This is a genomic window from Rhizobium sp. FY34 (assembly GCF_005222845.1).
Taxonomy (GTDB): domain Bacteria; phylum Pseudomonadota; class Alphaproteobacteria; order Rhizobiales; family Rhizobiaceae; genus Neorhizobium.
The window spans coordinates 500283-520254 of the sequence record NZ_STFZ01000036.1; the positions used below are offsets into that span (position 1 = coordinate 500283).

Sequence of the window (19972 nt, forward strand, 5' to 3'; positions counted from 1 at the left end):
AGCCTTACCCCTTCTGGCCGATCTTGCTTTCCGTCCCATTGATCAGCCGCTCGATATTGGCCTTGTGTTTCCAATAGGTAATCAAGGTCATTGCGGAGAGGACCAATGCAATCTTCTGTTCGCCTACTATCCACAATGCAACCGGAATGACAAGGGTTGCAACCAGAGCAGACAGCGAGGAATAACGGCTGACCTTGGCAATCGTCAGCCAGACAAAAGCAAAAACCAGCACCATGGCCGGCGCTACGCCAAGCAGCGTGCCGATATAGGTGGCAACGCCCTTGCCGCCCTTGAAGCCGAGCCAGACAGGAAAGAGATGCCCGATGAAAGCGGCAAAGCCCGCCAGAACGCCTGCTTCAGACCCGATTTCCGGCCCCAGATAGGCGGCGGCCATAAGGGCTGCGGCAGTGGCCTTAAAGGCATCGAGAAACAGCGTGGCGGCGGCCAATTTCTTGTTGCCGGTACGCAGCACATTGGTTGCGCCGATATTGCCCGAGCCGATGGCGCGGATATCGCCAAGACCGGCTGCCTTGGTCAGCAGCAGGCCGAAGGGAATGGAGCCGAGCAGATAGCCGAAGGCAAGCGCTGAAAGCGCGATCGGCAAGGTGATCTGCCAGGTGAAAAGCTCGGTCATGTCAGGTTCCCCTCAAAGCGAATGGACGAGCCGTCCGGCCACATAGGTGGCAACGGCGCGACCGCTGAAACGTGCATCCTCGAATGGCGTATTCTTCGAGCGCGACAGGATCGTCTCCTTGGATACGAGCCAGGGCTCATCCAGATCGATCAGCGTGATATCGGCTTTGGCGCCGGGCTTCAGCGTGCCGGCATCGAGACCAAAGATCTGCGCAGGCCGCGTCGACAGCGCATCGATCAGCCGCATCAGCGGCACGCGGTCCGCATGGTGCAGCCGAAGTGCGGCCGAGAGCATGGTTTCGAGCCCGATCGCACCATCGGCGGCATCGGCAAACGGCAGGCGCTTGGTATCGACATCCTGTGGATCATGCGAGGAGACGATGATATCGATCGTGCCATCGGCCAGCGCATCGACCATGGCCTGACGGTCGTCTTCGGTGCGAAGCGGCGGCGAAAGCTTAAAGAAGGTGCGATATTCACCGATGTCATTTTCATTCAGCGACAGGTGATTGATGGAAATCGCACTTGTGGCCTTGGCGCCACGGCTGCGGGCAAGCCGCATGGCGTCTGCCGATTCCGGCACCGAGATTTTCGCCGCATGGTATTTCGCGCCGGTGAGTGTGGCGATGCGCAGATCGCGCTCCAGCGGAATAAGCTCTGCCTCGCGCGGTGCGCCGGACAGTCCGAGCCAGCTGGCAAACAGGCCTTCATTCATCACGCCATTGACGGCGAGATAGGGATCGCGGGCTTCGAGCGCAATCACGGCATCGAATTCGCGGGCATAGGTCATGGCCCGGCGCAGAACCTGCGTATCGGCAAGCCCATGGCGCCCTTGGGTGAAGGCAACGGCACCGGCACGCGTCAGCATGCCGATCTCCGTCATTTCCTCGCCCTTGAGGCCGCGCGTCAGGGCCGCTGCCGGATGCACATTGACCAGCGCCTTGTCGCGCGCGGTCTTCTTGACGAATTCGATAAGGGCGATGTCATCAAGCACCGGATCGGTATCCGGCATCATGATGAAAGAGGTGACGCCGCCGGATGCCGCCGCCCGGCTTGCCGATTCCAGCGTCTCGCGATGCTCGGCGCCCGGTTCTCCGACAAAGACGCGGGCATCGACGAGACCGGGTGTCGCGACAAGGCCGGCGCAATCGCGCACGCTTGCGCCATCCGGCACGCCCTGGTTCTGCGCGCCTGCACCGGCGGCCAGGATCACGCCATCGGCACCGATGACGATGCTGCCGGTCTCATCGAGATTGCGCGAGGGATCGATGATGCGAACATTCTTCAAGACCAGGGAAGTGTTCATGCGCCCCATCCTTCGGCTCGTGCATCGGAATTGTGGGAGAGGAGAAGGGCTTCCATCACCGCCATGCGCACGGCAACCCCCATTTCCACCTGGCTTTCGATAACGCTCTGCGGACCGTCGGCCACTTCGGAAGAAATTTCCACGCCGCGGTTCATCGGGCCGGGATGCATCACAAGTGCATCTTCCTTGGCGGCTTTCAGCTTTTCGGCATCCAGACCATAGAAATGGAAATATTCGCGCACCGATGGGACGAAGGAGCCGGACATGCGCTCGCGTTGCAGGCGCAGCATCATCACCACATCGGCGCCTTTCAGCCCCTCTTCCATGGAGTGGAAGACCTCGACACCCATCTGCGCGATGCCAGAGGGCAGAAGCGTCGAAGGCGCTACCACGCGCACCCGTGCACCCATGGCGTTGAGCAGCAGGATATTGGAGCGGGCGACGCGTGAATGCAGCACATCGCCGCAGATGGCAACGATGATGCGAGCCAGCTTGCCCTTAGCGCGCCTTATGGTCAGCGCATCAAGAAGCGCTTGGGTCGGGTGCTCATGCTGTCCGTCGCCGGCATTGACGACGGCGCAGGCGACCTTCTGGGCGAGCAGCGCTGCAGCGCCTGCCGAGGAGTGACGCACCACCAGAACGTCCGGTCGCATGGCATTCAGCGTCATGGCCGTGTCGATCAGCGTCTCACCCTTCTTGACCGAAGAGTTTCCGACCGACATGTTCATCACGTCGGCGCCGAGACGCTTGCCTGCAAGTTCAAAGGATGACTGTGTGCGTGTCGAGGCTTCGAAGAATAGATTGATCTGTGTCAGACCGCGCAACGTCGAGGTTTTCTTTTCTCGTTGCCGGCTGATCTTGACCGCCTCGTCGGCCTTGTCGAGAAGGATGGTAATATCCTGCTCGGTCAGGCCCTTGATCCCGAGGAGATGGCGGTGGGGAAAGGAGACCACGAAAACGTCCTCCGCTTGTGACAGGCGGTCTATAGAGACTGAGCGCCTGACGGGCAAGCGGATGCTGTGGACGAGATTTTCCGATCCCCATGCATTTTCCAAGGAATTCGATTAGAAGCACCCCATGAATCAGATGACCCGGACCGATGATCCTCATAACGAGCTGAACCAGCCAAGCCTCTGGTCCGGTATCAATGCCTATCGCACAGATCCGCTGATGGTGGATCTGACCGCCGGTCTGCACCGGGCGCTGCGCGAGGAATTCGATACGTTGGGACGCTATGTGACCTCGCCCGAGGCGCAGGAACTGGCGCGCATGGCCAATGAAAGCCCGCCCAAGCTGCGCACTCATGGCGCGCGCGGGGAACGGGCCGATCTGGTGGAATACCACCCGGCCTGGCATGCGCTGATGCGCCGTTCCATGGCAAGCGGCCTGCATTCCTCGATCTGGGAAAATGCGCCGGAAAGCCGTAATGCGCAGCACCGGGCAAGGGCTGCCCGTTTTTATCTGTCGGCGCAGCTGGAATGCGGGCATCTGTGCCCGCTCACCATGACCAGCGCTTCGGTGGCTGCCATGATGGCCTCGCCGCGCGTTCACAAGGAATGGGCGCCGCGCATTCTGTCGCGCAAATATGATTCGTCCAATCGCCCGGCCTTCCAGAAAAGTGCCATTACAATCGGCATGGGCCTGACGGAAAAGCAGGGCGGCACGGATGTGCGCGCCAACCGCACCAGTGCCGAGCGGGTGGGCGAGGGCGTCTATCGCCTGTCGGGCCACAAATGGTTCATGTCGGCGCCGATGAGCGACGGTTTCATCATGCTGGCCAAGACTCCGGAGGGCATCGGATGTTTCCTCGTGCCCCGCCTTCTGGAGGATGGCACGGCCAATGGCCTGCGCTTCCAGCGTCTGAAGGACAAACTCGGCAACCGCTCCAACGCTTCGTCGGAAGTCGAATTCACCGATGCCTTCGGCTATCTGCTCGGCGAGGCCGGCGGCGGCATTCGCACCATTCTCGACATGGTGACGCTGACGCGGCTTGATTGTTCGCTGGCTTCTGCCGGCATCATGCGCGCTTCGCTGGCGGAAGCCGTGCACCATTGCCGTGGACGCTCGGTGTTTGGCAAGAACCTCATCGATCAGCCGCTGATGACGCGGGTTCTGGCCGATATGGCGCTTGATGTGGCGGCGGCAACGGCGCTGTCCTATCGGCTGGCCGAAGCCTTCGACAAGGCCGGCAGCAACCCGTCCGATGCCGCTTACGCCCGCGTCATGACGCCGGTGATCAAATACTGGACCTGCAAGATCGCGCCTGCGCTGATCTATGAGGCGATGGAGTGCCTCGGCGGCAATGGCTATGTCGAGGAACGCCCGCTGGCGCGCCATTACCGTGAGGCGCCGGTCAATGCGATCTGGGAAGGCTCCGGCAATGTGATGGCGCTCGACGTGCTGCGGGTTCTGGGTCGCGGCCGCGATCTCTTCGATGCGGTGCTGGCCTCGCTGGAGCGGGATCTCGGCCCTAGCGGTCGCAAGACCACCGATGTGCTGCGCGCCGCCATGGCGCTTGCCGAGCGCGACGAGGGGGCTGCACGCCTTCTCGTGGAGCAGATGGCGCTTGCCGCCGGTGCCGCCGAACTGTTCCGGCTGGGCGCCGGCAAGATTGCCGATGCCTTCCTGGAAACGCGTCTGGCCGGTGGCTGGCGTGCCACCTATGGCATGCTCGATTCGCGCTTTGATGCCTCCTACATCGTCGATCTGCTCTATCCGGCAGCCAGCTGAGACGTATGAGATCCGTGGTTTTGCACAGAGCTCCGCGTGCGCATTAACCATGATCCGGGGTTTGCGTTGCGCTTTGTTGCTCGATGTCTAACGTGGTCGTTAACTCTTTGTTAACCACCATCTGGCGTATCGAGCATGTCTGGAAACCCTTTCTACAGTTTTGCGTTGCTGGTTCTGGCGCTCGTGTTTTTCGCGGTGCTGGCGCTCGATATCGCCATTCCGGCTCTCGTGCTCAGCCTGATGGCGCTTGTGCGCTGGAGCATGCTGCCGGCCGATGACAGGGCCATGAACAGGGCAATGAAAGGTAGAACCGCATGAAGTGGTTTCTGATCCTCTGGGCCGGGCCGGTTATGCTGCTCGGCGCCTGGTATGGCCTGTCCTATTACGACATGAGCTTTGGCTTTTTCATGCTGACGCGCCAGACGCATGATCTGGTGTTTGAGATCTACGGCAATATTCTCGGCATCGACCCGCAGGCGCTTCCACCATTGGTGGCGCGGGCAATTGCTGTCGATAGCCTGACCGTGCTGTCCATCGTCGCATTCCGCAAGCGCCGCGAGATCGCCGCCTGGTGGAAAACGCGCTATGCGTCGCCTGAAGGCGTGGTGGCAAGCGAGGACAGCCTGTCGAGAGCGCCCTGAAGGATGAAGCTGGCGGCAGCCGAATCAATGCGTTCCTTGCGCTTTGCCCGCGACACATCCATTTCCAGCAAGGCCCGTTCGGCAGCAACGGTCGATAGTCTCTCGTCCCAATAGACGAAGGGGATATCGGTCTTGTCGCTCATGGAGCGCACGAAGGCACGCGTCGCCTGAACACGAGGACCGGACGATCCGTCCATGTTTACCGGCAGGCCGATGATGAAGGCGGCGACCTTTTCCTTCTCGGCAAAAGCCAGAAGTAGTTCGGCATCCTGGGTAAACTTCACCCGCTTCAGCACCGGGCGCGGCGAGGCAAAGCGGCGCCCGATATCCGACATGGACAGGCCGATCGTCTTGGTGCCAAGGTCGAGACCCGCCACCGCCTGACCGGGCAGAAGCCGTTCTGCCAGTTCCTCGATTGTTGCCACCGCCATTGCCCGTCTCCTTGCCTGCCTGCCATCGTCTTGCACGTCTGCCATCTTGCGTACACAACTTTGATTGAGTGTCACGATGCCCCTATGATATTGCACCATGGGAAGGCAGATCCATATGAGAGAGACCTGCGTAACGTGGCCATTACTCATACGCTATTCACCGCTCGGTTGTCCGAGCCATCCCATCATTCCTCAATGTAAACAAGGAGATTTTCCATGAAGATCACCTGGCTTGGCCATTCCGCCTTCCGGATCGAGACTGCTGACGCAAAAATCCTGATCGACCCCTTTTTCAGCGGCAACCCGTCCTTTGCCGATCAGGACCGCAAGGCGGCTGCCGAAGGCATTACCCATATTCTCCTCACCCATGGCCATGGCGACCATGTGGGCGATACGATCGCTCTGGCCAATGAGACCGGTGCCGTCGTGCTCGCCAATGCGGATCTGGCCGCCTGGCTCGGTTCCAAGGGGGTCAGCAAGCTTGAAATGGGCAATACCGGCGGCACTGTTGGTTTTGGTGGTTTTACCGCGACCTTTACCCAGGCGCTTCATTCCTCGGCGCAGATCACCGAAGACGGCGTGTCACATGCGCTCGGCAGCGCCAATGGGTTGATGCTGCATTTCGAGGGCGAGCCCTCGCTTCTGCATATGGGCGATACGGATATCTTCACCGATATGGGCCTGATCAACGAGTTGCACCAGCCGGATATCGGTCTCGTGCCGATCGGTGACCGTTTCACCATGGGCGGTGCCGTGGCAGCGCTTTCTTGCCAGCGCTTCTTCGATTTCAAGCACGCCATTCCCTGCCATTACGGCACGTTCCCGATCATCGACCAGACGCCGGACAAGTTTGTGAAGGGTATGGAAGGGCTGAAGACCCGCGTTGAGACGCCGAAGGTCGGCACGACGCTGACCTTCTGATCTGAATTGACGTTCTGCCGGCGGCAGCCTGTAAAACGGCCGCCGGCAGCATTTTCCCATTGTCCCTTAGCGGCTGGCATGGCCAAAGCCGTTGCGAAGGCCGGACAGGGTCAGTATAGCGGGAGGGAAATTCCATCCGGAGAACTGTCCATGTCCGTCGACCTTGCCACCGTAAAGCGCGTTGCGCGCCTGTCCCGTATTGCCGTGACCGATGAGGAAGCCGAGCGCATGATGGGGCATCTGAATGGCATTCTCGGCTTTGTCGAACAGCTTTCGGAAGTGGATGTGACGGGTGTGGAGCCGATGACCTCGGTCACGCCGATCACCATGCGCCTGCGTGCCGATGCCGTGACCGATGGCGACAAGGCCGACGATATCGTTGCCAATGCGCCCAGTACCGACCAGAATTTCTTCCTCGTGCCCAAGGTTGTCGAATAGACGCGTTCTGCCGCGGCTCCAACCTTTTCCTGCATTGAAAACGAGTTTGAACACGACCATGACCGACCTGACCCGCCTGACCATTGCCGACGCCCGCGACAGATTGAAGGCCCGCGAATTTTCCGCGGTGGAACTGACGACAAGCTATCTCGGCGCAATCGATGCTGCCAATGGCGCACTGAACGCCTATGTGGTTGTGACCGCCGACAAGGCGCTCGATATGGCGAAAGCCTCCGACGAACGCTTGGGCGCGGGCAAGGCCGGTGCACTGGAGGGTATTCCGCTTGGCGTGAAGGACCTGTTTGCCACGGAAGGCGTTCACACGCAGGCAGCAAGCCATGTGCTGGACGGCTTCAAGCCGAAATACGAATCGACAGTGACGCAGAACCTGTGGAACGAAGGCGCCGTCATGCTGGGCAAACTCAACATGGACGAGTTTGCCATGGGATCTTCCAACGAGAGCTCCTATTACGGCCCGGTGGTTAACCCCTGGAAGGCCGAAGGCTCCGACGAGAAACTGGTGCCCGGCGGTTCGTCTGGCGGCTCTGCCGCAGCCGTTGCTGCGTATCTCTGCGCCGGCGCGACCGCAACCGATACCGGCGGTTCGATCCGCCAGCCGGCCGCCTTTACCGGCACGGTCGGCATCAAGCCCACCTATGGCCGCTGCTCGCGCTGGGGCATTGCCGCTTACGCCTCCTCGCTGGACCAGGCCGGCCCGATTGCCCGCGATGTGCGCGATGCGGCCATCCTGTTGAAAAGCATGGCAAGCGTCGATGCCAAGGATACGACCTCTGTCGATCTGCCGGTGCCGGATTACGAAGCCTCGCTCGGCCAGTCGCTCAAGGGCATGAAGATCGGCATTCCGAAGGAATATCGCATCGAAGGCCTGCCGCCTGAAATCGAAAAACTGTGGGCGGAGGGCATGGCCTGGCTGAAGGATGCCGGCGCCGAGATTGTCGATATTTCGCTGCCGCACACGAAATATGCTCTGCCGGCCTATTATATCGTGGCGCCTGCGGAAGCCTCGTCCAACCTTGCTCGGTATGATGGCGTGCGTTACGGCCTTCGCGTTGACGGCAAGGATATTGCCGACATGTACGAGAAGACCCGTGCTGCCGGCTTTGGCGAAGAGGTCAAGCGCCGCATCATGGTCGGCACCTATGTGCTCTCGGCCGGCTATTATGACGCCTATTACCTGAAGGCGCAGAAGGTGCGCACGCTGATCAAGCGCGATTTCGAAACCGTGTTCCACGCCGGTGTCGATGCGATCCTGGCGCCGATCACCCCGTCATCCGCATTTGCCATCGGTGACAAGGAACTCGCCGCCGATCCGGTCAAAATGTATCTGCAGGACGTTTTCACCATCACCGTCAACATGGCCGGACTTCCAGGCATCTCGGTGCCGGCCGGCCTCGACGGCAAGGGCCTGCCGCTTGGCCTGCAGCTGATCGGCAAACCGTTTGAGGAAGAAACGCTGTTCAAGACGGCCCATGTGATCGAGCAGGCCGCAGGCACGTTTTCGCCGAAGAAGTGGTGGTAAGCGGGTATGATCCGCACGATGGCGACCGCCGGATATGGGGCGGTCGCGGGTTCGTTTGCAAAATGAGACGAGCTTGCGAAGCTGATTACATGCGGGTGGGTGGATACCGCATTTTTTGATGCACAAAGGTTAGGATATCCAGATCAGTGTCTGAAACCAATCTGTAGACGATCGTGTAAGGCAAGCCGGGAATAGGGAACTCGCGCGTATCGGTGACGCTGCCTTGTCGTCCAAGAACTGGGTAGCTTTCGAGAAGCAGAGTCACTTGCCTAATTCTGGACACGATCCTGTCGGCCATCGCGTCATCCGTCGCTGCGATATAGCTGTGGATGTCGATAAGATCCGCCAGTGCCTGCGGCGTGAACCTAACGTTCAAAGCCAAAGTGCTCCCACACGTCTGACGCGGGAACCATGACTGAGCGATCACTGGCCTGCTTGACTGCTGCCTTGACCTTTGCGTCTTTCCAAGCGGCATGATCGACCTCGGACGTCACGTCGTCTGCCGGGCCGAGTGGTTGGTTTTCGTGCTCTTTGGTTTTCAAGTGATCCATAGCCAATATGGTAGCGCGCTTCACGCCGTTGGCCAAGATATGTCCCCGCCGATTTCCGCAGATCACAAGTTCCGCATGATTGCGTATGAAGATCACCGCAACCCTTCGGACATGAATGCGGATGCTGCACCTGCGAAATCCATGAAATGGAACGATGGATCAACCAGTTATCGCAATGTTTTGCTTGGAATTGACAGCGTGTGATGTTTTACTTGATCCACCACTTCCAGGGGTTGCCATGCAGACCATACGCAATGCCCGTCAGGACGAAGCCGAAATTCTGACCGACATTGGCCTCAAGGCCTGGGCGCAGGCCATGGGTCCCATCGGCGGCAGCGAAGAACTGCGCGACAATGCACTCTCAGCCTTTTCCAATTTCACCCAGGCCTCCTGGCTGACGATCACCGTTGTCGAGGTGGGCGGTGGCGTTGTCGGTTGGGCGGCGCGCGAAGGTCTGGATGAGATGATCACCGACTTCTGGATCGATCCGGCCTATCAGCGCCAAGGCCACGGCACGGCATTGCTCAGCGAATTGGAAGGCGAGATCCTGCATCAGGGGTTTCTTTCGGCAAAACTCGAAACCCATGCGCACAACACCGATGCGGTGAATTTTTTCGAGAAGAATGGCTATTCCGTCAACTGGCTGTCGGTTGCCTATGCGCCGAAGCTTGACCAGGACGTCCAGTCCGTCGGCATGTCAAAGCAATTGGCCATGCCGGAGACGACCGGCTACGGCCGCGAATTCTGAAGCACTGCGCCGCAGCGGTCGCAAAGCTTGCACCCTTGCGCCATTTGCTCTACCTGAAAAGTACCCAATCAGACCGCATGAAGAGCTTTTTCCATGACCCTTGTCGATGTCCGCACGCCTGATCCGAAACGCTTCATTGCCGGCGCCACCGGCGACTGGGAAGTCATCATCGGCATGGAGGTGCATGCGCAGGTCCTGTCGAAATCCAAGCTGTTTTCCGGCGCTTCCACCGAGTTCGGCAAGGCGCCGAATTCCAATGTCTCGCTGGTCGATGCCGCCATGCCCGGCATGCTGCCGGTGATCAACGAGGAATGCGTGGCGCAGGCTGTGCGCACCGGTCTCGGCCTCAAGGCGCAGATCAACAAGCGCTCGATCTTTGACCGCAAGAACTATTTCTATCCAGATTCGCCGCAGGCCTATCAGATATCCCAGTTCAAGGACCCGATCGTCGGCGAAGGCCAGATCGTCATTTCGCTTGGACCGGACCGCCAGGGCAATTTCGAGGATATCGAGATCGGCATCGAGCGCCTGCATCTGGAACAGGATGCCGGCAAGTTGATGCATGATCAGCATCCCACCATGTCCTTTGTCGATTTGAACCGTTGCGGCGTGCCGCTGATGGAAATCGTTTCCAAGCCCGACATGCGCTCTTCGGATGAGGCGAAAGCCTATATGACGAAGCTTCGCTCCATCGTGCGCTATCTCGGCACCTGCGATGGCAATATGGACGAGGGCTCGATGCGCGCCGACGTCAACGTCTCGGTCCGCCGTCCGGGCGAAGGTTTTGGCACGCGCTGTGAGATCAAGAACGTCAATTCCATCCGCTTCATCGGCCAGGCTATCGAATATGAAGCACGCCGCCAGATCGCCATTCTGGAAGATGGCGGTTCCATTGAGCAGGAAACCCGCCTGTTCGACGCCGGGAAGGGTGAAACACGCTCCATGCGTTCCAAGGAAGATGCGCATGATTATCGCTATTTCCCCGATCCGGATCTTCTGCCGCTGGAATTCGACGATGCCTTCATCGAGGAGATGAAGAAGGACCTGCCGGAACTGCCTGACGACAAGAAGGCGCGTTTCGTCAAGGAACTGGGCCTCTCGGTTTACGACGCCTCGGTCATCGTGTCGGAAAAGGCGATTGCCGATTATTTCGAGGCCGTGACGGCCGGTCGCGATGGAAAGATCGCGGCAAACTGGGTGATCAACGACCTGCTGGGTGCCTTGAACAAAGCCGGTAAAAGCATTGAACAAACACCGGTTTCTCCCGTTCAGCTGGGCGGTATTATCGATCTGATCAAGTCGGAAACCATTTCCGGCAAGATCGCCAAGGACCTGTTCGAAATCGTCTTTACCGAAGGCGGCGACCCGGCAGACATTGTTGAAGCGCGTGGCATGAAACAGGTCACGGACACGGGCGCCATCGAAAAAGCCGTGGATGAGATCATTGCTGCCAATCCCGATCAGGTGGCCAAGGTTCTGGCCAAGCCGACGCTCGCCGGCTGGTTCGTCGGACAGGTGATGAAGGCAACCGGTGGCAAGGCCAATCCCCAGGCCGTGCAGGCGCTGGTGAAGGCCAAGCTTGGTCTCGAGGACTGACAAGGACCTTGTTCGTCAATGAGCACCGGTCCGCGCCTTGCGCGTGGCCGGTGCCGTCGTTTGAGGAGGACTATGAACATGGTGTTTTTCGTGCGCACCGCCAGCGAACGCGATGTCGAAGCCATCCGCGAATTGCTGGCCGAGACCTGGCATGCCACCTATGATGATATTTACGGCGTCGAGAAGGTGAACGGCATCGTCGCGACCTGGCATTCAGCCGCGGCGATCAAGGCGAGCATCGGCAAGCGGAATGGAGAGTTTCTGGTGGCCGATGACGGGCGCATGCTGGGCGGTATCGGTTTTGCCGCCATGTCGCCAAGCCTGACGAAGACCGCCATCCTGCACCAGCTCTATGTCCATCCGACCTGCCAGAAGCTCGGCATAGGCCGCGATATTTTTGCGGAACTGGAAACCTGCTTTCCGGATGCCGAAATCATGCGCCTGGAAGTGGAGCCGAAAAACCAGCGCGCCATCAATTTTTATGGCCGCCTCGGCTTTGTCGAGGTCGATCGCACGCAAAACTGCGGCGGTGTGGCAAGCGGCATTGAAGCCATTATCATGGAAAAGCCGCTTGCCGTCTGAAGAATAGGCGCAAAGTCAGCCTTTCTTGTGTCTGCCAGGTCTGGGCTATGCCTTGGCCGGCACGCGGGCGGAGGCGGGGGTATGGGCAGACGACTGGCGGATCATCCGGCCGCCGATAAACAACACCATCAGCGTCACGAACCAGGCGACCAGCTGGATGCCCAAAGGCTGGGCTGTGTAGCCGAAGAGTGCGGTTGCGGCGCGTCCAGCAAGGCTTCCATCGGACAGCAGCCAGCTTGTGTTCCAGATCGCATAGCCCCAGGCAGGCAGGATATCGTCGCGCGCCAGAAGCGCGGCAGCCTGTCCCGCCATGCCTGCGGCGAGAAGGGCCACGAGCCCAGAGGTGACCGAAAACAGGAAGCGCAGGGGGATGGCGAGCAGCCCCCGGTAGATGAGGAGGGAGAGAGCCGCCCCGCCCAGAATGCCGAGGACGCCGCCCAGCAGCATTTCCCCAAGGCCGATCTCTGCCGAAATCGCAATACCATAGAGGAATAGCACGACTTCGCTTCCTTCGCGCAGCACGGCGATGCCAATCACCACGGCCATCGCCAACATCGAACGATCGCCATTGGCCACTTCGGCGCCCAGTGCCTTCATCTCCTGCGCCATCTGGCGGCCATGGCTTGCCATCCAAAGATTGTGCCAGGCGAGCATGGTGACGGCGATGCACAGGATTGCGGCATTGAAGACTTCCTGTCCATTGCCGGCAAATGCCTCCTCCAACGTGCCGGCAAACAGTGCCACGACGATGGCGCCTGCAATGCCGCCCGCAATGCCGCCAAGCACCCAGCGGGAGCGACCTGCGATCCCTCTTGTGGCGGCCAGAACAATGCCGACGATCAGTCCGGCTTCCATCATTTCGCGAAAAACGATCAGCAGGCTTGCCAGCATGGTTCTATTCCTTCGGTGCGACGGCGGTGACGGTTCCTGTCGCTTCCGGATGGTAATCGTCGAAGAACTTGTAGGTGCCCGGCTCCAATGGCCCCGCATGCGCCGTGACATGCCCCTGACCGACGACGACTTTCTCGAATTTCATCTCGGTGCTTTCAAATTCGCCGGTCGTGGCGTCCTTGTTCGTCACCTCGATCAGGAAGCGGCTATTGGCCGGCACCTCCAGATGCGAGGGTAGGAAAGTGTGGTCCTCCAGCGTCAGGTGATAGGTGGGAAGTGCATCCGCCCAACTGCTGCCGGCAGGTACAATAAGGCAGGCAGCCAGGAGCAGGAGCGACAGGGAGGGGCGTTGAAGAATGCCATCACGCATGGTTTCGTCCGTTCCAGATGATCAATGGGGAACCGCAAGGATATTCGACGGTTGAGCTGAAGGTGTCGGTCCGCGCAACCGACCGGCTCAGACCAAACATGACTGCCCTGTTCATGTTAGAAATGTGGCGAAGATGGGAACCTTTCCAAGATGTAATGTTGGTGTCGCTTTTGCCTGCTACGGCGCGGGTGGCGCCCTCGGTCCCGGTGCGATAATGTAATCATCTATCATAATGTACGCAGGAGACATGCCGATGACGCAAGGATCGGTCATCATTCGAAAGGCGAAGGAAGAGGATCTGCCGCAGTTGATCCATCTTTTCGCGCAGGACACTGTCAGCGCCCATGGCGATACGACGGAACCGGAGGCTCTCGAGGATTATCTGCGGGCCTTTCACGCTATCGATCAGGCGCCGCAGGAACAGTTGTTTGTGGCAGAGCAGGGCGGCGAGATCCTTGCCACCTATCAGATGACGTTCCTGCGCACGCTGCGCGGGCGCGGCGCAATGGATGCCCAGGTGGAAGCGGTGCATACGCGTGCCGACATGCGCGGCAAGGGCATAGGCGCGGCTCTGATGGCGCATGCGCAGCAGGAGGCCAGACGGCGCGATTGTCGCCTGCTGCAACTGACATCCAATGCAGCACGCACCGAGGCCCATCGATTCTATGAACGAGAGGGGTTTACGCGCAGCCATGTCGGCTTCAAGATGCGGCTCAAATAAGAGTGGGCTGTTGCCGAACCACTGGACATAGACGGCCCAAGATTGCATAAGCGGAGCAAGGAAACATTCCTTGTCTCTCGCGAGGACGTTGGAAAAAGCATGAAAAATCTCCTCCTGCAAATCTTCACCTGGTGGAATGGCCAGACCATGGGCACCCGCTTCTTTACCTGGCGCAAAGGCACGCGCGTCGGCGAGGATCAATTCGGCAATGTCTATTACGAAGGCCCGATGGCATCCTATGGCCTGCAGCGCCGCTGGGTGATCTACAAGGGCTATGCGGAAGCTTCCGCCATCCCGCCCGGCTGGCATGGCTGGATGCATCACCGCACCGACACGCCTCCGACCAAGGAAACCTATGTCGAGCGTGACTGGCAGAAGCCGCATGTGCAGAACATGACAGGCACGCCACAGGCCTACCGCCCGCAGGGTTCGCTCGATGCCACAGGTGATCGTGCACGCGTCACCGGCGACTATGACGCTTGGACGCCCGGCTCCTGAACCTTCCTTCTCCGTGTTAGCGCCATAATTGCCGTCTAACGCGCACTGGCCCCCTTTTGTCCGGTGGGGCCAGTTTCAGATTGTGGTGATATCGCTGATGCGAAACGCTTGCCTCCGCCCGCTTTTCCTCGGTCTCGCTCTTGGCGCGACGGCGCTTGTGCTGCCCGCCTCTGCGGCCCGTCTTGAAAATCCCGTGGCGGAGTTCTCCGGTATCGACAAGATCACCGGCCGTATCACCAGCTTCGATGTCTATGTGAATGAAACGGTGCAATATGGCGCGCTGCAGGTGACGCCGAAAGTGTGCTATTCGCGCGATGACACCGAAGCGCAGCGCATCGATTCCTTCGTTGAAGTCGACGAGATCACGCTCGACCGCAAGATCCGCCGCATCTTTACCGGCTGGATGTTTGCCGATAGCCCAGGTCTCAACGCCGTCGAACACCCGATCTATGACGTGTGGCTGACCGGCTGCAAGCAGAAATCCGACGTGCCGGCGCCAGCACGGTAAAGCTCCCGATTGCTTATCTCCGGATCTTCTACATCCTCACTTGACTTGCAAGACGATGAAGAACATCTAGGGAACATATAGGAGTCGTTCACCATGTCGCTTGCTGAAAAGTTCATCGTTCTGCCGTTCAAGAAGAACCGTGGCAATATTGTACCAGGCGAAATGCGCCAGGCCTCCAGCGCGGCTGCCGCCGAAAAGATCGCCACTGCCATGTCCGCCCGCCATATCGGCGTTGCAGCCTATTCCGTCCAGGTGGATGAGGAGAGCGGCGACATGTCGAGCCCGAAGCTGATCATCGGTTTTGGCGAGACGGCGGATTTGACGACAAGCTGACGGACGGCCGTCTAAGCCTTCAGAACACCAGCGAATCGCCTTCCATGGCCGCGACCAGAAGCTTCGCATAGGCATCCTTCGGCACGTCGATGGCGCCAAATGTTTTCAGATGTTCCGTGGTGAATTGCGTGTCGAGCAGACGAAAGCCGCGGGCGCGTAGATGATCGACCAGATGCACAAGGCAGATTTTCGAGGCATTGGTCCGGCGGGAGAACATGCTTTCACCGAAAAAGGCCGCACCCAACGAAACGCCATATAGCCCGCCTACCAGTTCATCACCCTCGAAGGCCTCCACGCTATGGGCGTGACCCATGCGGTGAAGCTCGGTATAGAGCCCGCGAATTGTGCTGTTGATCCAGGTGCTGGGCCTGTCCGGCGCTTCTGCCGCGCAGCCGGCCATGACATCCGCAAAGGCTGTGTTGAAGCGAATGTCGAAGGGTTTGCGCTTCACCGCCTTCGTCAGGCTGCGTGAGACGTGGAAAGCATCAAGCGGCAGGATGCCGCGCAGTTCCGGCTCGACCCAGAATATCTCCGGGTCGTCTGCCGATTCGGCCATGGGAAACAGCCCGATCGAATAGGCGCGCAGCAGAACATCCGGAGTAATCGCTGGATAGTATCTGCCGCGCCGCCCAGCCATATCTATCCGTCAGCCTTCTCGGCTGCCAGATACTTTTCCAGCCAATGGATGTCGTAGTCCCCGTTCAGGATATCCTCGTTCGATACGAGGTCCTGAAACAGCGGCAGCGTTGTTTTGATACCATCCACGACGAACTCGTCGAGAACGCGGCGCAGACGCATCATGCATTCGGTGCGGGTGCGCCCATGCACGATCAGCTTGCCGATCAGGCTGTCATAGTAGGGGGGGATCTTGTAGCCGGCATAGGCGCCCGAATCGACGCGAACGCCAAGACCGCCCGGTGCATGGAAATGCGTGATCGTGCCGGGAGACGGCACGAAGGTGCGCGGATCCTCTGCATTGATGCGGCATTCGATGGCATGGCCTGAAAAGGTGATCTCGTCCTGCGTCACCGACAGTCCTGAACCGGAGGCAACACGAATCTGCTCATGCACCAGGTCAATATTGGTGATGGCTTCGGTGATCGGATGTTCCACCTGCAGGCGGGTGTTCATTTCAATGAAATAGAACTCACCGTTTTCGTAGAGGAACTCGATCGTGCCGGCACCGCGATACTTCATCTTGCGCATGGCGCTGGCGCAGATTTCGCCGATCTTCATGCGCTGTTCGACGTTGAGGGCAGGGGAATTGGCCTCTTCCCAAACCTTCTGGTGACGCCGCTGAAGTGAGCAATCGCGTTCGCCCAGATGGATCGCATTGCCGGCGCCATCGCCGACGATCTGCACTTCGATATGGCGTGGCTTGCCGAGATATTTTTCCATATAGACGGCATCATTGCCAAAAGCGGCAAGCGCTTCGGAACGTGCGGTCGATACGGCTTCCTCAAGCTCTGCTTCGGTGCGAGCCACCTTCATGCCGCGGCCGCCGCCGCCGGCCGTGGCCTTGATCAACACGGGGAAGCCGATTTCGCGGGCGATTTCCAACGCATTTTCCGGCAGGACTTCGCCGTCAGAACCCGGAACGACCGGAATGCCCAGCTCGACTGCCGTCTTCTTGGCGGTGATCTTGTCGCCCATCAGGCGGATATGTTCCGCCGTCGGTCCGATGAAGGTAATGCCGTGGGCATCAAGGATATCGGCGAATTTAGCATTTTCCGACAGGAAGCCGTAGCCGGGATGCACGGCGTCTGCCCCGGTGATCTCGCAGGCCGCAACGATCTGGTGAATGTTCAGATAGCTGTCGCGCGAGGGCGGCGGGCCGATGCACACGCTTTCATCGGCGAGGCGCACATGCATGGCATTGGCATCGGCCGTCGAGTGGACAGCGACGGTGGCAATGCCGAGTTCCTTGCAGGCGCGCAGCACCCGCAGTGCGATTTCGCCGCGATTGGCGATGAGAATCTTCGAGATCATGGGGGATGCCTTACTCGATGACAATGAGCGGCTCGCCATACTCGACAGGCTGCGCATCGTTGACGATGATTTCGGTCACCTTGCCGGAGCGGGGTGCCGGGATCTGGTTCATGGTCTTCATGGCTTCGATGATCAGCAGCGTCTGGCCTTCTTTGACCATGGCGCCGACTTCAACGAAGGCACGGGCGCCGGGAGCCGAGGAGAGATAGACCGTGCCGACCATCGGCGCCGTGACGGCATTGGACAGATCGCGGCCGGCGGGGGCCGCGACAATAGCGGGTGCGGCGGCCGGTGCAGCAGCAGGTGCAGGCGCATATTGCGGCGCTGCCGCCTGCACATATTGAGCTGCCGGGATATTGCGCGAGACGCGGATGCGCAACTCGTCCTGCTGGACTTCGATCTCGGTCAGGTCGGTATCATTGAGGATGTTCGCCAGATCGCGGATCAACCCCTTGTCGATACCGTTCTTCTTCTCAGACATGGTCAACCTATGTGTTCTGTTGTTCTTAGCTGGTTATGTCGCGCAAGGCATGCAGTGCAAGCACGTAGCCGAAAGGACCCAATCCGCAGATCATGCCCTTGGCCGCAGCTGCGATCATGGATTTGTGACGGAATTCTTCGCGCGCGTGGATATTGGAAATATGGACTTCCACGACGGGAACGGCGATGGCGCGGATTGCATCGTGAAGCGCAATCGAGGTGTGCCCATAGGCGCCCGGATTGATGACGACGCCAATGGCGCGGTCACTGGCTTCATGCAGGCGATCAACGAGAACGCCCTCGTGATTGCTCTGGAAGCACTCGACTGAAAAGCCGAGTGCCGCACCTGCCGAGATGCAATCCGCCTCAATATCCGCCAGCGTTTTGCCTCCGTAAATGCCGGGTTCGCGCTTGCCCAGCATGTTGAGGTTCGGTCCGTTGAGGACAAAGATCGTCTTGCTCATGGAATTCCCGTCAGAAAATCAGGGACACCTATAGACCGGCATGCGGTCAAGGGAAAGCCCCCGGCCGCGAAAGCCGTGCATAACAGGGGAAAGCCGTGGTCAGGGCACGCAAATCTCAGGGGCAGCTTGCCTTGCCGCATTGGCGCAGGTTGGCAATCTTGGCCGAAAGCTCTTCATGGCCGACAGCGCCGAAGACAGCTTCCTCGCCGACCACGTAGAATGGCGTTCCAGTGGCCCCGAGATTGTTGGCTAGTTCGTATGTGGCGCGCACGAGTGGATCATTGGGATTGTCGGCCATCGATTTGCGGATCGCGGCCTCCTTCACGCCCAGAGTGGCTGCCACATCAATGGCCGTTTCTTCGGTGGCCCGCGTCTCGCCCCCCAGAAGCGCCCTATGGAATTGCGGGTACTTTTCCGGTGCGAGCAGCCGAACGGCATTGGCCACACGATGGGCGGCCATGGAATCTGGCCCAAGAATGGGGAATTCCTTGAGGATGAAACGGACATTCTTGTCTTCCGACAGGATCTCTTCCATGTCGCTGAGCGCCCGCTTGCAATAACCACAATTGTAATCGAAGAACTCAACCACGGTGACATCGCCATTGGGATTGCCGAGCGTGATATCGCTAGGTGACGAATAGATCGCATCCCGGTTTTTCACGATGCCGCTGGAGGCCTGGTTGATGCGCATGTCCTGCTGCTTCTTTTCTAGCGCATCCTGCACTTCCAGCATGATTTCCGGGTTCGCGATCAGATAGTCGCGAATGAAGGCGCCGAGCTCCTTCTTCTGCTGATCGTCCAGAGCATGGGCGGGGGCAATCACCGACAGACTGGCGGCACCGGCCATCAGCACGGCAACAAGGGCATTGGAAAAGGTCGTCATGGGGTTCCTCATTGCCGTGGGTCTTGCGGCGTTTCGAGCCGGTCTCGAATCACCATCATGCGGGGTAGTCTGCGCAGATGCACTGCGAAAGCATAAACAGTGTTGCATTCGCCATCAAATTCACATTCGCGTGCCGAATTTCTGAGGCGTACAAACAGAAACGGCCGCGCAAGGCGCGGCCGTCAGACTGCTGACAAACCCGTCGATTTTTTCGGCGGGTTTTTCTCATTTCTGGGATGCCGCTCAGGTGGTGTTCGTGGAGGTTGGTTAAGTGATCCAAAGCAGGCCTGAGAGCCTCAAGCACATGCTGGCTTGGGGGCTTTGGTTATTGCAATGGCGATCTTCTTGATGTTCTGCGCGGCGGCGGCCAGCAGGCATTGCCACCTGACCTTGATGAGGCCGCGCAAGCGGGCATAGCGGTGCCCGTGAAGCTGTTTGGCGTCAGCAAAGGAGCGCTCGACCGTCTCCTTTCGTCGCTTGTAGATCGCCTTTCCCCAGGCTGTCTTGCGATTGGCGTCGGTTCGCTCGCGGGCATCTTGCCAGACATGGCGGGTGATGGTGCGCTCCGCCTTGGCGTTTGCTGTACAGGAGGCCAGAAGCGGGCAGTCGCGGCAGATGGACGGGTCGGAACGGTAGTGCTTGTAGCCGTTGCGGTCGGTGGTGGCGTAGGTGAGCAACTGGCCTTGAGGGCAACGATAACCGTCGGTCTCTGGCTCAA

At 59.4% G+C, this 19972-nt stretch carries 27 protein-coding genes; 14 read left to right on the forward strand and 13 right to left on the reverse strand.

The window, feature by feature from the left end; translation table 11 throughout:
- Positions 1–4: 4 nt before the first annotated feature.
- Genes plsY through E8M77_RS23585 form a run of 3 tightly spaced genes read right to left on the reverse strand, consistent with a single transcriptional unit; the run spans position 5 to position 2892 of the window.
- Complete coding sequence (gene plsY, locus E8M77_RS23575) at positions 5–634, reverse strand: glycerol-3-phosphate 1-O-acyltransferase PlsY (protein WP_137133036.1); 630 nt, start codon at positions 632–634, stop codon at positions 5–7.
- A gap of 12 nt (positions 635–646) precedes the next feature.
- Complete coding sequence (locus E8M77_RS23580; RefSeq protein ID WP_137133037.1) at positions 647–1939, reverse strand: dihydroorotase; 1293 nt, start codon at positions 1937–1939, stop codon at positions 647–649.
- The gene (locus E8M77_RS23585) at positions 1936–2892 is read right to left on the reverse strand and encodes an aspartate carbamoyltransferase catalytic subunit (protein WP_137133038.1); all 957 of its coding nucleotides are present in this window, start codon (positions 2890–2892) and stop codon (positions 1936–1938) included. The genes E8M77_RS23580 and E8M77_RS23585 overlap by 4 nt, the downstream gene beginning before the upstream one ends.
- Before the next feature lie 124 nt (positions 2893–3016).
- Here E8M77_RS23585 and E8M77_RS23590 point away from each other — a divergent pair, with 124 nt between their 5' ends.
- The 3 genes from E8M77_RS23590 to E8M77_RS23600 all read left to right on the forward strand — a co-directional run bounded on the left by E8M77_RS23590 (position 3017) and on the right by E8M77_RS23600 (position 5310).
- A complete protein-coding gene (locus tag E8M77_RS23590) occupies positions 3017–4669 on the forward strand; it encodes an acyl-CoA dehydrogenase family protein (RefSeq protein WP_137133039.1) in 1653 nt (550 codons plus the stop codon).
- 135 nt (positions 4670–4804) lie between these two features.
- The gene (locus E8M77_RS23595; RefSeq protein WP_137133040.1) at positions 4805–4987 is read left to right on the forward strand and encodes a hypothetical protein; all 183 of its coding nucleotides are present in this window, start codon (positions 4805–4807) and stop codon (positions 4985–4987) included.
- Entirely contained in the window at positions 4984–5310 is a 327-nt protein-coding gene (locus tag E8M77_RS23600; protein ID WP_137133041.1) for a DUF6105 family protein, read from the forward strand. The genes E8M77_RS23595 and E8M77_RS23600 overlap by 4 nt, the downstream gene beginning before the upstream one ends.
- On the opposite strand, the gene ruvX is transcribed toward E8M77_RS23600, so the two are convergent.
- Complete coding sequence (ruvX, locus tag E8M77_RS23605; RefSeq protein ID WP_137133042.1) at positions 5253–5741, reverse strand: Holliday junction resolvase RuvX; 489 nt, start codon at positions 5739–5741, stop codon at positions 5253–5255. The two genes, E8M77_RS23600 and ruvX, sit on opposite strands and share 58 nt — an antisense overlap.
- 216 nt (positions 5742–5957) lie before the next feature.
- Between ruvX and E8M77_RS23610 the strand changes: the two genes are divergently transcribed.
- The 3 genes from E8M77_RS23610 (at position 5958) to gatA (ending at position 8640) form a co-directional block, all read left to right on the forward strand.
- Positions 5958–6662, forward strand: coding sequence for a metal-dependent hydrolase (locus E8M77_RS23610; RefSeq protein ID WP_137133043.1), 705 nt, complete (start codon positions 5958–5960; stop codon positions 6660–6662).
- Between the two features lie 150 nt (positions 6663–6812).
- Entirely contained in the window at positions 6813–7100 is a 288-nt protein-coding gene (gene gatC, locus E8M77_RS23615) for an Asp-tRNA(Asn)/Glu-tRNA(Gln) amidotransferase subunit GatC (protein ID WP_137133044.1), read from the forward strand.
- Positions 7101–7158: 58 nt separating this feature from the next.
- Positions 7159–8640: an Asp-tRNA(Asn)/Glu-tRNA(Gln) amidotransferase subunit GatA gene (gatA, locus tag E8M77_RS23620; protein ID WP_137133045.1), complete on the forward strand. Its 1482-nt coding sequence runs from the start codon at positions 7159–7161 to the stop codon at positions 8638–8640.
- A gap of 85 nt (positions 8641–8725) precedes the next feature.
- On the opposite strand, the gene E8M77_RS23625 is transcribed toward gatA, so the two are convergent.
- Positions 8726–9115, reverse strand: a complete 390-nt coding sequence (locus E8M77_RS23625) for a type II toxin-antitoxin system RelE/ParE family toxin (protein WP_246659374.1) — start codon at positions 9113–9115, stop codon at positions 8726–8728.
- On the opposite strand from E8M77_RS23625, the gene E8M77_RS23630 reads away from it, so the two are divergent.
- The 4 genes from E8M77_RS23630 (at position 9114) to E8M77_RS23645 (ending at position 12117) form a co-directional block, all read left to right on the forward strand.
- Positions 9114–9395: a hypothetical protein gene (locus tag E8M77_RS23630; RefSeq protein ID WP_137133047.1), complete on the forward strand. Its 282-nt coding sequence runs from the start codon at positions 9114–9116 to the stop codon at positions 9393–9395. The two genes, E8M77_RS23625 and E8M77_RS23630, sit on opposite strands and share 2 nt — an antisense overlap.
- 34 nt (positions 9396–9429) lie before the next feature.
- Positions 9430–9939, forward strand: coding sequence for a GNAT family N-acetyltransferase (locus tag E8M77_RS23635; RefSeq protein WP_137133048.1), 510 nt, complete (start codon positions 9430–9432; stop codon positions 9937–9939).
- 93 nt (positions 9940–10032) lie between these two features.
- Positions 10033–11535, forward strand: coding sequence for an Asp-tRNA(Asn)/Glu-tRNA(Gln) amidotransferase subunit GatB (gatB, locus tag E8M77_RS23640; RefSeq protein WP_137133049.1), 1503 nt, complete (start codon positions 10033–10035; stop codon positions 11533–11535).
- An 81-nt stretch (positions 11536–11616) separates the two neighbouring features.
- Positions 11617–12117: a GNAT family N-acetyltransferase gene (locus E8M77_RS23645; RefSeq protein WP_137133095.1), complete on the forward strand. Its 501-nt coding sequence runs from the start codon at positions 11617–11619 to the stop codon at positions 12115–12117.
- A 45-nt stretch (positions 12118–12162) separates the two neighbouring features.
- Here E8M77_RS23645 and E8M77_RS23650 read toward each other — a convergent pair whose 3' ends face one another.
- Positions 12163–13008 (reverse strand): FTR1 family protein, encoded by an 846-nt coding sequence (locus E8M77_RS23650; protein ID WP_137133050.1) that lies wholly within the window; start codon positions 13006–13008, stop codon positions 12163–12165.
- A gap of 4 nt (positions 13009–13012) precedes the next feature.
- Complete coding sequence (locus tag E8M77_RS23655) at positions 13013–13378, reverse strand: cupredoxin domain-containing protein (RefSeq protein ID WP_137133051.1); 366 nt, start codon at positions 13376–13378, stop codon at positions 13013–13015.
- 253 nt (positions 13379–13631) lie between these two features.
- Between E8M77_RS23655 and E8M77_RS23660 the strand changes: the two genes are divergently transcribed.
- The 4 genes from E8M77_RS23660 to E8M77_RS23675 all read left to right on the forward strand — a co-directional run bounded on the left by E8M77_RS23660 (position 13632) and on the right by E8M77_RS23675 (position 15438).
- Entirely contained in the window at positions 13632–14099 is a 468-nt protein-coding gene (locus tag E8M77_RS23660; protein WP_137133052.1) for a GNAT family N-acetyltransferase, read from the forward strand.
- Between the two features lie 99 nt (positions 14100–14198).
- Positions 14199–14597, forward strand: a complete 399-nt coding sequence (locus tag E8M77_RS23665; protein WP_137133053.1) for an NADH:ubiquinone oxidoreductase subunit NDUFA12 — start codon at positions 14199–14201, stop codon at positions 14595–14597.
- An 85-nt stretch (positions 14598–14682) separates the two neighbouring features.
- The gene (locus E8M77_RS23670; RefSeq protein WP_137133054.1) at positions 14683–15105 is read left to right on the forward strand and encodes a DUF2155 domain-containing protein; all 423 of its coding nucleotides are present in this window, start codon (positions 14683–14685) and stop codon (positions 15103–15105) included.
- 93 nt (positions 15106–15198) lie between these two features.
- Entirely contained in the window at positions 15199–15438 is a 240-nt protein-coding gene (locus tag E8M77_RS23675) for a hypothetical protein (RefSeq protein ID WP_137133055.1), read from the forward strand.
- A 19-nt stretch (positions 15439–15457) separates the two neighbouring features.
- On the opposite strand, the gene aat is transcribed toward E8M77_RS23675, so the two are convergent.
- The 6 genes from aat to E8M77_RS23705 all read right to left on the reverse strand — a co-directional run.
- On the reverse strand, positions 15458–16075 hold the full coding sequence (gene aat, locus E8M77_RS23680; RefSeq protein ID WP_137133056.1) for a leucyl/phenylalanyl-tRNA--protein transferase: 618 nt from the start codon (positions 16073–16075) through the stop codon (positions 15458–15460).
- Positions 16076–16077: 2 nt separating this feature from the next.
- Positions 16078–17427, reverse strand: a complete 1350-nt coding sequence (gene accC, locus E8M77_RS23685; RefSeq protein ID WP_137133057.1) for an acetyl-CoA carboxylase biotin carboxylase subunit — start codon at positions 17425–17427, stop codon at positions 16078–16080.
- Between the two features lie 10 nt (positions 17428–17437).
- A complete protein-coding gene (gene accB / locus E8M77_RS23690; RefSeq protein ID WP_137133058.1) occupies positions 17438–17908 on the reverse strand; it encodes an acetyl-CoA carboxylase biotin carboxyl carrier protein in 471 nt (156 codons plus the stop codon).
- A gap of 25 nt (positions 17909–17933) precedes the next feature.
- Complete coding sequence (gene aroQ / locus E8M77_RS23695) at positions 17934–18371, reverse strand: type II 3-dehydroquinate dehydratase (protein WP_137133059.1); 438 nt, start codon at positions 18369–18371, stop codon at positions 17934–17936.
- 115 nt (positions 18372–18486) lie between these two features.
- Positions 18487–19218 (reverse strand): DsbA family protein, encoded by a 732-nt coding sequence (locus E8M77_RS23700; RefSeq protein ID WP_246659385.1) that lies wholly within the window; start codon positions 19216–19218, stop codon positions 18487–18489.
- A 332-nt stretch (positions 19219–19550) separates the two neighbouring features.
- Positions 19551–19972, reverse strand: a 422-nt coding sequence (locus E8M77_RS23705) for a transposase (RefSeq protein ID WP_170975776.1), incomplete at its 5' end; no start/stop codon positions are given.